This window comes from Streptococcus oralis (assembly GCF_023110055.1).
Taxonomy (GTDB): Bacteria; Bacillota; Bacilli; order Lactobacillales; family Streptococcaceae; genus Streptococcus; species Streptococcus oralis_BY.
The window spans coordinates 1,481,306-1,494,176 of the sequence record NZ_JALDVG010000001.1 but is presented as its reverse complement, the minus strand read 5'-3'; the positions used below and the strand labels follow the sequence as shown (position 1 = coordinate 1,494,176).

The 12,871-nt window shown below is 41.5% G+C and carries 10 protein-coding genes; all 10 read left to right on the top strand.

Annotation, left to right across the window (positions count from 1 at the left end):
* Positions 1-31 precede the first annotated feature (31 nt).
* The 10 genes from M1G01_RS07090 to M1G01_RS07045 all read left to right on the top strand — a co-directional run bounded on the left by M1G01_RS07090 (position 32) and on the right by M1G01_RS07045 (position 12,785).
* Positions 32-1,330 carry an ATP-dependent helicase ComFA gene (locus tag M1G01_RS07090; protein ID WP_247931481.1) on the top strand — a complete coding sequence of 433 codons (1,299 nt, stop codon included), beginning with the start codon at positions 32-34 and terminating at the stop codon, positions 1,328-1,330.
* Positions 1,327-1,989: a ComF family protein gene (locus tag M1G01_RS07085; protein WP_247931480.1), complete on the top strand. Its 663-nt coding sequence runs from the start codon at positions 1,327-1,329 to the stop codon at positions 1,987-1,989. Before M1G01_RS07090 ends, M1G01_RS07085 begins: the two co-directional genes overlap by 4 nt.
* Before the next feature lie 79 nt (positions 1,990-2,068).
* Positions 2,069-2,617: a ribosome hibernation-promoting factor, HPF/YfiA family gene (gene hpf / locus M1G01_RS07080; protein ID WP_000599111.1), complete on the top strand. Its 549-nt coding sequence runs from the start codon at positions 2,069-2,071 to the stop codon at positions 2,615-2,617.
* A gap of 81 nt (positions 2,618-2,698) precedes the next feature.
* Positions 2,699-3,877 carry an acetyl-CoA C-acetyltransferase gene (locus tag M1G01_RS07075; protein WP_247931514.1) on the top strand — a complete coding sequence of 393 codons (1,179 nt, stop codon included), beginning with the start codon at positions 2,699-2,701 and terminating at the stop codon, positions 3,875-3,877.
* Between the two features lie 145 nt (positions 3,878-4,022).
* Positions 4,023-5,996, top strand: coding sequence for a DHH family phosphoesterase (locus tag M1G01_RS07070; protein WP_247931479.1), 1,974 nt, complete (start codon positions 4,023-4,025; stop codon positions 5,994-5,996).
* A complete protein-coding gene (gene rplI / locus M1G01_RS07065) occupies positions 5,993-6,445 on the top strand; it encodes a 50S ribosomal protein L9 (protein ID WP_084937457.1) in 453 nt (150 codons plus the stop codon). The genes M1G01_RS07070 and rplI overlap by 4 nt, the downstream gene beginning before the upstream one ends.
* Before the next feature lie 43 nt (positions 6,446-6,488).
* Positions 6,489-7,841, top strand: coding sequence for a replicative DNA helicase (dnaB, locus tag M1G01_RS07060; protein WP_247931478.1), 1,353 nt, complete (start codon positions 6,489-6,491; stop codon positions 7,839-7,841).
* A 1-nt stretch (position 7,842) separates the two neighbouring features.
* Positions 7,843-8,109 carry a Veg family protein gene (locus tag M1G01_RS07055; RefSeq protein ID WP_001278165.1) on the top strand — a complete coding sequence of 89 codons (267 nt, stop codon included), beginning with the start codon at positions 7,843-7,845 and terminating at the stop codon, positions 8,107-8,109.
* Between the two features lie 99 nt (positions 8,110-8,208).
* Positions 8,209-9,330, top strand: a complete 1,122-nt coding sequence (locus M1G01_RS07050; protein WP_247931477.1) for an SH3 domain-containing protein — start codon at positions 8,209-8,211, stop codon at positions 9,328-9,330.
* A 116-nt stretch (positions 9,331-9,446) separates the two neighbouring features.
* Complete coding sequence (locus tag M1G01_RS07045) at positions 9,447-12,785, top strand: SIALI-17 repeat-containing surface protein (RefSeq protein WP_247931476.1); 3,339 nt, start codon at positions 9,447-9,449, stop codon at positions 12,783-12,785.
* Positions 12,786-12,871: the final 86 nt, after the last annotated feature.

Here is a 12,871-nt window from a genome sequence, read left to right as displayed (position 1 = left end):
TAAAGCGCTAGATTTTTACGAATATTAAAGTATGAAAGTAAATCCAAATTATCTCGGTCGCTTGTTTACTGAGAAAGAATTAACTGAAGAAGAACGACATGTAGCAGTGAGACTGCCAGCAATGAGAAAAGAGAAGGGGAAACTGTTTTGTCAACGTTGTAATAGTTTGATTCTAGAAGAATGGTATTTGCCTATTGGTGCCTACTATTGTAGGGAGTGTTTGCTGATGAAGCGAGTCAGGAGTGATCAAGCTTTATACTATTTTCCGCAGGAGAATTTTCCTAAGCAAGATGTTCTCAAATGGCGTGGTCAGTTAACCCCTTTTCAGGAAAAGGTATCAGAGGGGTTGGTTCGAGCAGTCGAAAAGAAAGAACCGACTTTAGTTCATGCTGTGACAGGTGCTGGAAAGACAGAGATGATCTATCAAGTTGTGGCTAAAGTGATTGATGATGGTGGTGCAGTTTGTTTGGCCAGTCCTCGAATTGATGTATGTTTAGAACTGTATAAGCGACTGCAGAATGACTTTGCTTGCGATATAGCGCTACTCCATGGCGAATCAGAGCCCTATTTTCGAACTCCCTTAGTAATTGCAACAACTCATCAGTTATTAAAATTTTATCATGCTTTTGATTTGTTGATAGTGGATGAGGTAGATGCCTTTCCTTATGTTGACAACACTATGCTTTACTATGCTGTAAAGAATAGTGTAAAGGAGGATGGATTGAGGATATTCCTTACAGCAACTTCTACAGATGAGTTAGATAGGAAGGTTCGCACAGGGGAATTAAAAAGATTAAGCTTGCCGAGACGGTTTCATGGAAATCCTTTGATTATTCCTAAATCTGTCTGGTTATCGGATTTTAATCGCTGTTTAGAGAAAAATCAATTGTCAACCAAGTTAAAAACCTACATTGAGAAACAGAGAAGAACAGGTTATCCACTGCTGATTTTTGCATCAGAGATTAAGAAAGGCGAAAAACTAAAAGAAATACTACAGGTGGATTTCCCGAATGAGAATATCGGTTTTGTATCTTCTATCACAGAAAATCGATTAGAGCAAGTACAAGCTTTTCGAGATGGAGAGTTGACGATACTGATCAGTACGACAATATTGGAACGCGGAGTTACCTTCCCTTGTGTAGATGTTTTCGTAGTAGAAGCTAATCATCGTCTCTTTACCAAGTCTAGCTTGATTCAGATTGGTGGTCGAGTTGGGCGTAGTATGGACAGACCGACTGGTGAGTTGCTCTTCTTTCATGATGGATTAAATGCTTCCATCAAGAAGGCAATCAAGGAAATCAAGCAGATGAACAAGGAGGCGGGATTATGAACTGTTTATTATGTGGTCAGACTACAAAAAGTGAGTTAACTTTTAGTAGTCTTTTCCTTTTGAAAGATGATTGCAGTAATCTTTGCTCAGCTTGTGCTTCGAATTTTGAGAAGATTGGTGAGAAATATTGCCCAAACTGTATGAAAACAGGGGTGTCAACTCAATGTCAAGATTGTAAACTTTGGTGTAAAGAAGGAATTCAGGTTGATCATAAGGCAATCTTTACCTATAATCAAGCTATGAAAGACTTTTTCAGTCAATATAAGTTTGATGGTGATTTTTTGCTTAGAAAAGTTTTTGCTTCCGTTCTTGCTGAGGAGCTGAAAAAGTATAGAGGATATCAATTTGTTGTAATTCCCCTAAGTCCTGGAAGATTGCTTGAGAGGGGGTTTAACCAAGTCGAGGGTTTGGTTGAGGCGGCAGGCTTTTCTTTTAAAGATATATTAGGAAAAAGAGAAGAGAGTGCTAGTTCTTCTAAAAGCCGTTTGGAAAGATTGGCTACTGAAATTCCATTTTTTATTAAAGATGGAATCTCACTTCCTAAGAAGATTTTGCTGATTGATGACATCTATACAACAGGGGCAACTGTGAATCGTGTGAAACGACTTTTGGCAGAAGCAGGTGCTTTGGAAGTTAAAACTTTTTCCCTTGTAAGATGAGGAAAAAATTTGCAAAATGAAAATGAAAGCGTTATAATATAGTTAGAAAAACAAAAATGTTTAGAAAGAAGGTACTTATATGATTAAATATAGTATCCGTGGTGAAAACCTAGAAGTAACAGAAGCAATTCGTGATTATGTAGTTTCTAAACTCGAAAAGATTGAAAAGTATTTTCAACCTGAGCAGGAGTTGGATGCACGTGTGAACTTGAAAGTTTACCGTGAGAAAACGGCAAAGGTTGAAGTAACAATTCCACTTGGATCTATCACTCTTCGTGCTGAAGATATTTCTCAAGATATGTATGGTTCTATCGATCTTGTAACAGATAAAATTGAACGTCAGATTCGTAAAAATAAGACTAAAATCGAACGTAAGAATAAAAATAAAGTTGCGACAAGTCAACTCTTTACAGATGCTCTAGTTGAAGATGCAAATGTTGTGCAACCAAAAGTCGTTCGTTCAAAACAAATTGATTTGAAGCCAATGGATTTAGAAGAAGCCCTTCTCCAAATGGATTTATTGGGACATGATTTCTTTATCTATGTAGATGTGGAAGATCAAACAACTAATGTTTTGTATCGCCGTGAAGATGGTGAAGTTGGTTTGTTAGAAGTGAAAGAATCATAAAATAGAATTTTTAAAGTGGTTTACACCAGTGTAAACCACTTTTGTATTGCATCATTATAAAAGGTATAAATGGGGACAGTTATGAAAGACGTGGTGATTGTTTCAGCAGTGCGAACTCCAATAGGCTCCTTTGGAGGAAGTTTGAAGAATGTTTCAGCTGTTGATTTGGGAGCGTTGGTTATTAAGAGTGCTTTGGAAAAAGCCAATGTCAAACCAGAGCTAGTAGATGAAGTGATTATGGGGAATGTACTAGGCGCAGGTTTAGGTCAAAACGTAGCTCGTCAAATGAGCATTCATGCAGGACTCCCTGAATTTACACCAGCCTTTACTATCAACAAGGTTTGTGGTTCCGGTTTGAAGGCAGTGCAGTTGGCTGCTCAAGCAATTCAGTGTGGCGATGCAGATATTATCGTAGCTGGTGGTGCAGAAAACATGAGTCAGGCGCCATACGTTATGCCAAGCTTCCGTTGGGGCGGCCGTATGGGCGATTCAAAAGTGGTAGATACCATGATTAAGGACGGTTTGTCTGATGCTTTTAACGAATACCATATGGGGATTACAGCTGAGAATGTGGCTGAAAAATATGGCATCAGTCGAGAAGAACAAGATGCTCTTGCTTTAGAGTCACAAAAACGTGCAGTGGCGGCTATAGAATCTGGCCGCTTTAAAGAAGAGATTGTGCCAGTTGTCATTCCTCAACGCAAAGGTGATCCGATCGTTTTTGATACAGATGAATATCCTAGAAAAGATGCTAGCTTAGAGAGTTTGTCTAAGCTAGATCCTGTTTTCAAAAAAGACGGTTCTGTCACAGCGGGAAATGCTTCCGGTATCAATGACGGGGCAGCGGCTGTCTTGGTCATGAGTGCTGAAAAAGCGGAAGAATTAGGACTCTCAGTGATTGCTCGCATTTGTTCGTATGCAAGTGCAGGTTTGGACCCTAAGATGATGGGATGTGGGCCGATTTATGCGACTCGCAAGGCTCTTGAAAAAGGCAATTTGACAGTTGATGATCTCGACTTGATTGAGTCAAATGAAGCCTTTGCTGCCCAGGCTTGTGTGGTTGGGAAAACACTTGGCTTTAACACAGATATTGTCAATGTCAATGGTGGCGCCATTGCTCTTGGTCACCCAATTGGAGCTTCCGGTTGCCGTATCCTAGTGACGCTGGTACATGAGATGATGAAACGTGATGCTAAAACTGGGTTAGCAACTCTCTGTATCGGAGGAGGGATGGGGACTGCCCTTATCGTGGAACGTTAGGTGTTAATGATTTGAACACGTGGGTAGGAGGGTGATGATTCCCTCCTCTTTTTGTGTCTGAAGTTAGAGAAATGAAGGGCTTGCATCTTTTAAAGGGTCGCTTTTTAAGGGCATTTGTGATATAATAATGCGCAAGAGGTTTAGAATGAAAAAAAATAATTTAATCCCGTTTTCTGCAGTCTTGCTAGGACTTGCAACTTTCGGAATCTTAACTTTGCTGATTATTTTTTCACAAAATAATGTTGTAACAATCAGTGTCTTGTTTTTATTTGTACTTCTTTATCTGCTTTTATTTGTCTGGCAAAAAAAACAGTATGAAAAGAGCGAAATTGAACAAATCCAATACGTAAATCATCAAGCTGAAAATAGCTTGAGTACTTTGCTTGATCAAATGCCGGTGGGAGTCCTGAAATTAGACTTATCTAGTGGCGAAGTGGAATGGTTTAATCCCTATGCTGAGCTGATTTTGACGAATGAAGAAGGGGAAATTGATGTTGAATTAATTCAAACCATCATCAAGGCTTCTGTTGGGAATCCTGGTTCGTATGCTACCTTGGGCGAAACACGGTATGCTGTTCATATGGACAAGGCTTCGGGTGTTTTGTATTTCTTTGATGTTTCTGGGGAGTACGAAGCGACTGTCGAATTGGTAACTAGTCGTCCAGTCATTGGGGTCATCTCAGTGGATAATTACGATGATTTGGAGGATGCGACGTCTGACTCTGATATCAGCCATATCAATAGCTTTGTAGCTAATTTTGTTTCAGAATTTGCTAGTAAGTATGCTATGTTTTCTCGCCGTGTGGGGATGGATCGTTTTTATTTATTCACAGATTACACAGTACTCGAGGAATTGATGAATGATAAATTCTCTGTTATTGATAGTTTCCGAGAAGAATCAAAACAGAGGCAACTGGCCCTAACCTTAAGTATGGGATTTTCTTATGGTGATGGAAATCATGAAGAGATAGGGAAAATTGCCTTGCTCAACTTGAACTTAGCAGAAGTTCGCGGTGGTGACCAGGTGGTGGTCAAGGAAAATAACGAAACCAAGAATCCTGTCTACTTTGGTGGAGGAACTGCTGCATCTATCAAACGTACTCGTACACGTACCAGAGCCATGATGACAGCCATTTCTGATAAGATTCGAAGTGTTGACCAAGTTTTTGTAGTCGGTCATAAAAATCTAGATATGGATGCTTTGGGCTCTGCTGTTGGTATGCAGTTGTTTGCAAGTAATATTATTGAGAACAGTTATGCTGTCTACGATGCAGACCATATGCCAGCAGATATCGAACGTGCTATTCAGTTCTTGAAGAAGGAAGATATCACGAAACTCTTATCTCTTACAGATGCGATGAAGCTAGTTACAAACCGTTCATTATTGATTCTGGTGGATCATTCCAAGACGGCTCTGACCTTGTCAAAAGATTTTTATGATTTGTTCACTCAAACTATTGTTATTGACCATCATAGACGTGATCAGGATTTTCCAGAAAATGCAGTCATCACCTATATCGAAAGTGGAGCAAGTAGTGCGAGTGAGTTGGTCACAGAATTGATTCAGTTCCAAAATTCTAAGAAAAATCGTTTAAGTCGTATGCAGGCCAGTGTACTGATGGGTGGTATGATGCTGGATACCAAAAACTTTACGTCTCGAGTAACGAGTCGAACTTTTGATGTGGCTAGCTACCTTCGAACACGTGGAAGCGACAGCATTGCGATCCAGGAGATTGCTGCGACAGATTTTGAAGAATACCGTGAGGTAAATGAACTTATTTTACAAGGTCGTAAGTTAGGTTCAGATATCTTGATTGCCCAAGCTAAGGACTCAATGTCTTATGACACAGTTGTTATCAGTAAGGCTGCCGATGCTATGCTAGCTATGTCAGGTATTGAGGCTAGTTTCGTTCTGGCAAAAAATACACAAGGATTTATCTCTATCTCGGCTCGAAGTCGTAGTAAAATCAATGTGCAACGCATTATGGAAGAGTTGGGTGGCGGTGGTCACTTTAATCTAGCTGCCGCGCAAATCGAGGATATGAGTTTGTCGGATGCAGGAGAAAAATTGACTCAACTAATCTTGGAAGAACTAAAGGAAAAGGAGAAAGAAGAATGAAAGTAATCTTTTTAGCAGATGTTAAAGGAAAAGGGAAGAAAGGCGAAATTAAGGAAGTACCAACTGGCTACGCTCAAAACTTCCTGATTAAAAAGAATTTGGCCAAGGAAGCAACTGCTCAAGCAGTGGGTGAGTTGCGTGGAAAACAAAAATCAGAAGAAAAGGCTCATGCTGAAATGATTGCTGAAGCAAAAGCCATCAAGGCTAAGCTTGAGGCAGAAGAAACAGTTGTAGAGTTTGTTGAAAAGGTTGGACCAGATGGCCGTACATTTGGTTCCATCACTAACAAGAAAATTGCAGAAGAATTGCAAAAGCAGTTTGGTATCAAGATTGACAAACGCAATATTCAAGTGCAAGCACCAATTCGAGCAGTAGGTTTGATTGATGTACCAGTGAAGATCTATCAAGATGTTACAAGTCTCATCAATCTTCGTGTAAAAGAAGGTTAAGTTTACAACTTCTTGACAAGATTGTAAAAGGAAGGAAAGTCGGATGGCAGAAGTAGAGGAACTGCGAGTTCAACCTCAGGATATTTTGGCAGAACAATCTGTTCTGGGGGCTATTTTTATAGATGAGAGTAAGCTCGTTTTTGTCCGAGAATACATTGATTCTCGTGACTTCTTTAAGTATGCTCATCGGTTGATTTTCCAAGCGATGGTAGACTTGTCGGATCGTGGAGAAGCAATTGATGCGACTACAGTTCGGACGATTTTGGATAGCCAAGGCGATCTCCAAAATATTGGTGGCTTGTCCTATCTTGTTGAAATTGTTAACTCTGTACCAACTTCAGCTAATGCGGAATATTATGCTAAAATTGTGGCGGAAAAGGCTATGCTACGTCGCTTGATTTCCAAGTTGACAGAGTCTGTCAACCAAGCTTATGAGGCTTCTAAGCCTGCAGATGAAATCATCGCTCAGGCTGAAAAGGGACTCATTGATGTTAGCGAAAACGCCAATCGTAGTGGATTCAAGAACATCCGAGATATTTTAAATATCAACTTTGGGAACCTAGAAGTTCGGTCACAACAAACAACGGATATCACTGGTATTGCAACGGGCTACCGTGATTTGGACCATATGACGACAGGTCTCCATGAGGAGGAACTAATTATACTAGCGGCTCGTCCAGCGGTTGGTAAGACGGCCTTTGCTTTGAACATTGCTCAGAACATCGGGACTAAGTTGGACAAGACGGTTGCTATCTTTTCGCTGGAAATGGGTGCGGAAAGTCTAGTAGACCGTATGTTGGCTGCTGAAGGTTTGGTGGAGTCCCATTCTATCCGTACAGGTCAATTGACTGATGAGGAATGGCAAAAATATACCATTGCTCAAGGGAATCTAGCCAACGCGAGTATCTATATTGATGATACGCCAGGGATTCGGATCACGGAAATTCGTTCGCGTTCACGTAAACTGGCTCAAGAAACAGGCAATCTAGGCTTGATTTTGATCGACTACCTACAGCTTATCACAGGTACTGGTCGTGAGAACCGCCAACAAGAAGTCTCTGAAATTTCTCGTCAGTTGAAAATTCTAGCTAAGGAATTGAAGGTTCCAGTCATTGCTCTCAGTCAGTTATCTCGTGGAGTGGAACAGCGTCAGGATAAGAGACCAGTCTTGTCTGATATTCGTGAATCGGGTTCTATCGAGCAGGATGCGGATATCGTAGCCTTTCTATACCGTGACGACTACTACGATCGTGCGGGTGAAGAAGAGGAAGGAATTCTAAATAACAAGGTTGAGGTTATCATCGAGAAAAACCGTAGTGGAGCTCGTGGAACGGTGGAATTGATTTTCCAAAAAGAATACAATAAATTTTCAAGTATCTCAAAGAGGGAGGCATAAGATGTCAGATGCATTTACAGATGTAGCCAAGATGAAAAAAATCAAAGAAGAGATCAAGGCGCATGAGGGACAAGTCGTTGAAATGACTTTGGAGAATGGCCGTAAGCGCCAAAAAAATAGATTGGGTAAGCTAATTGAGGTGTATCCATCTCTATTTATCGTTGAATTTGGGGATGTTGAAGGAGACAAACAAGCCAATGTCTACGTTGAATCCTTCACCTACTCAGATATCTTGACAGAAAAGAACTTGATTCGCTATCTAGACTAAGAATCCTAAAATGAAGTGAGCTTTGCTCACTTTTTTCTTTTTCTCCCGAATAGTATAAACGAGGGTAACCTCGGAAATATATATTATTAAGGAGAATGAATGACGTTTTTTAAATCAGGAGTTAAGAAGAGTGGATATACTCAGTTGGGTGTAGGGCTGGCTACTTTGTTTGTTACGAGTACCTTTTTGTTTGGTGGAGAATCGGTTCAGGCCGATAGTGTAGCGCGTGGAGATGACTATCCGCTTCACTACAAAAATGGTAGTGTTGAAATCGATCAGTGGCGGATGTATTCTCGCCAGTGTACCTCTTTTGCGGCCTTTCGTTTGAGTAGTGTAAATGGCTTTGAGATTCCTCCTGCCTATGGAAATGCAAATGAATGGGGACATCGTGCAAGGCGAGAAGGCTACCGTGTGGATACTAAGCCAGAAGTTGGGGCTATTGCTTGGTCGACAGAAGGTTATTATGGGCACGTGGCCTGGGTATCAAATGTGTCGGGGGATACGATTGAAATCGAAGAGTATAACTATGGGGTTCGAGAAAAGTATAACCGTCGAAAAGTCAAGGCTAGTTCGATGACAGGTTTTATTCATTTCAGGGATTTATCCGCTAACCATAGTGTGAGTGAGGGTTCTCATAACTCAGAGCTTCCGTCTAGTGGGACAATAGTATTCACGGGGAAATCGCCTATTATGGACCAACCGTCAAGTACAGGACAGGTTATTGACTACTATTATGCTGGTGAGAGTGTAAGCTATGACCAGGTTATTGAAAAGGATGGATATAAGTGGCTCGGTTATTTGTCTTATAGCGGTTCTAGAAGATATGTGCAGTATGCAGAGTTAAGCAATACAGTGAAAGGCTGGAAAAAAGAAGAAGGGAGTTGGTATTACCGAGAGAATGGTAAGCTGGCGACAGGATGGAAAAAAGTTAACGACAATTGGTATCATTTAAAAGAAAATGGGGCCATGTCAACTGGCTGGATTAAGGATGGCTCTTACTGGTATTACCTGAAGGCTTCGGGTGAGATGCAGACGGGATGGCTTAAAGACAAGGGAACTTGGTATTACTTAGAGGAATCTGGTCGGATGAAAGCTAGTCAATGGTTCCAAGTCTCGGGGAAACATTACTATGTTGATGCTTCGGGAGCCTTAGCTGTTAATACGATTATTGATGGCTACAGACTAGACAGTGATGGGGTAAGAATAGGAAGTGTTTCTTAAACATTATACAAGCTTTCTTCTTGTTGATAAAATTTTAAAATGGATATCGAATTAGTTGACGTTCTTTGAATAGTATAATATAATAACATTAAAAACTATAAAAGGGGCTTTGTCTAATGGACAAGAAGAAAGTTATTTTAACAAGTTTAGCAAGTGCAGCTGTATTGGGTGCTAGTGTACTCGTTTCACAGCCTTCAGTAGTTAAGGCAGATGAAGGGAAAGCAGAAGAGCAGGCAGTTGCTCCTGCACAACCACAAGCTGGAACAGAAGGGGAGAGCGGTGCTCAAACTGAAAAGGGATCAGAAAACGCTAGTCCAGCTAATCCTGGTGCGACAAATCCAGCTAAAATGACCAAAGAAGAGTTGATGAAGGCTTTGGATGAACTTGAGGAACAGGCTATTAGTGATATTAAGGATAAGGAAGCGATTGAGGACAAAGAGGATGCAGCTGAAGCTGTGAAGGAATATATCGGTAAGATGTATATTTCAGATACTCTTGAGTCTGGAGAGCTTAGCTTAGATAATATCATCGCTGAATTGCCAGAAGGTGCAGAAGATAAAGCAGTGGTAACAGGTCCTGAAGTTCAAACTAATAAAAAATTATCTACTGAGGAGAAGGCTCTATTAGACCAGGCTGAAAAAGATGCCAAAGAACAAGTTTCTCAAGCGACTGATGCCCTGGTTCAAGCCCTAGAATCTCTTGAAAATGCTGTAATTGAAGATATTAAAAAAGACGCTTCAATCACCAATAAAGAAGCGGCTATCAAAGAAGCCAAAGAAGAGATTGGTAAAGAAGATCTTTTGAAGGCTATCGCAGATGAGAATTTGGAGATTGGGGATGTTATTGTAGACTGGCCAGCAGATACGAGCGAGCACAAAACAGTAGCTGAACCTGTATCAGAATTCACAGATGAAGACCAAGCTAAGTTAGACGAAGCTGATAAAGAGGCTCAGGTTGATGCAGCTAAAGTTCGCTCAGATTTAATCGCTACACTAGAAAAAATTGAAAAATCAACCATCGACGACATCAACAAGGATGCCACTATCACTGATAAGGAAGCAGCTATTAAGGCAGCTAAAGAAGTGATTGGCAAGGATGCTATCCTGAAAGCCATCGAAGAAGGTGACATCGAAGCGTCCGACTTGTTAGATGATTTCTTGGCAGAAGACAGTGATCAAGTAACACCAGCCAAAGCGACGAGCCAAGAAGATTTCTCAAGTCAAGACCAAGCTAAACTGGCTGCAGCGGACAAGGAAGCGGCGGAAGAGGCAGCCAAAGTTCGCTCAGATTTAATCGCTACCTTAGAAAAAATCGAAAAATCAACCATCGACGACATTAACAAAGATGCTACTATTACTGATAAGGAAGCAGCGATTAAGGCAGCTAAAGAAGTGATTGGCAAGGACGGCATCTTGAAAGCTATCGAAGATGGAGATATTGAAGCGTCTGACTTGTTAGATGATTTATTGGCAGAAGACAGCGATCAGGTGACACCAGCCGAAGCGATGAGCCAAGAAGATTTCTCAACTCAAGACCAAGCCAAGCTAACTGCAGCGGACAAGGAAGCAGCTGAGGAAGCCAAGAAAGAGGAAGAAGCTAAGCAAGCTGCGGAAGAAAAAGCTCACAGCGAATTGCTTTCAACGCTTGAAGGTATCGAAAAATCAACCATCGATGACATCAACAAGGATGCCACTATCACTGATAAGGAAGCGGCGATTAAGGCGGCTAAAGAAGTGATTGGCAAGGATGCCATCTTGAAAGCTATCGAAGAAGGCGACATTGATGCCTCAGACTTATTGGCAGATTTCTTGGCAGAAGACAGTGAACAAGTAACACCGGCCGAATCAAAAACTCAATCTCAACTTTCAAGCCAAGACCAAGCCAAACTTGCTGCAGCAGATAAGGAAGCAGCGGAAGAGGCAACTAAAGTTCGCTCAGAATTGCTTTCAACGCTTGAAGGTATTGAAAAATCAACCATCGACGACATCACCAAGGATGCCACTATCACTGATAAGGAAGCAGCGATTAAGGCGGCTAAAGAAGTGATTGGCAAGGACGGCATCTTGAAAGCTATCGAAGATGGAGATATTGAAGCATCTGACTTGTTAGATGATTTCTTGGCAGAAGACAGCGATCAGGTGACACCGGCCGAAGCGATGAGCCAAGAAGATTTCTCAAGCCAAGACCAAGCTAAACTCGCTGCAGCGGACAAGGAAGCGGCGGAAGAAGCAGCAAAAGTTCGCTCAGATTTAATCGCTACCCTAGAAAAAATCGAAAAATCAACTATCGATGACATCAACAAGGATGCCACTATCACTGATAAGGAAGCAGCGATTATGGCAGCTAAGGAAGTGATTGGTAAGGATGCTATCTTGAAAGCTATCGAAGAAGGCGATATCGAAGCGTCAGATTTGTTAGATGATTTCTTGGCAGAAGACAGCGATCAGGTGACACCAGCAGAAGAGATGAATCAAGAAGATTTTTCAAGCCAAGACCAAGCTAAACTCGCAGCGGCAGATAAGGAAGCGGCGGAAGAAAATAGTAATGCGAAAAAACTTGAGCTAAGTAAATTAGAAGAGCAAGTTGCTAAGATTAAAGTGCAATTATCAAGTTTACAAGTCTCTGGTGACAAGAATAGTCAAGTCAAAGACTTGCAACAAACTTTAGCAGACTATGAGGATGCTATTAAGACTCTAAGTAGTGTCATGTCGGCTGTTCTCGAAATTGAAGACTTTAAAGGTGGGGCGAACGCGGTAGAAGCTGCAACTGCAGAGTTGCCAGAATACAATAAAGGTGCAAACGCGGTAGAAGCTGCTGTAAATGAACTCCCAGCCTATGCAGAAAGTGGCGCTCCAGTCGTAGCGAACGTTCCAGCTTACGGAGAAAGCGGTGCCCCAATAGTAAACAATGCTCTGCCTTATGCAGAAAGTGGCGCTCCAGCAGTAGCGAATGTTCCAGCTTATGGAGAAAGTGGTGCTCCGGCAGTAGCGAGTGTTCCAGCCTATGCAGAAAGCGGTGCTCCAGCAGTAGCGAATGTTCCAGTTTATGGAGAAAGCGGTGCTCCAGCAGTAGCGAATGTCCCAGTTTATGGCGAAAGTGGTGCTCCGGCAGTAGCGAATGTTCCAGTTTATGGAGAAAGTGGTTCCCCAGCCCTAGCAAATGTTCCAGTTTATGGCGAAAGTGGTGCTCCGGCAGTGGCTACTATTCCAGCCTATGCTGAAAAGATTGAACCTGCAGTAAACGAAGTTCCAGAATATACTGGCAGTGTAGCTCCTTTGGCTACAAATCCTACTCTCGGAACGAAACAAGATCGTACCTACAAAGCGCCTGCAGCAACAGATGAACAATTCCTTCCAAATACGGGAAGCCAAGATGCTTCAGCAGTTGCATCGCTAGGATTTGTTGGTCTCCTTCTTGGTTTGCTACCATTTGCAAAGAGAAAATTTAATAAATAAATCGCATGAAATCAATAAAAGAAAAGGATTTGAATGGTCCTTTTCTTTTTTATGGTGAAATAGGGACAAGTCCATGTTTTTCAGCT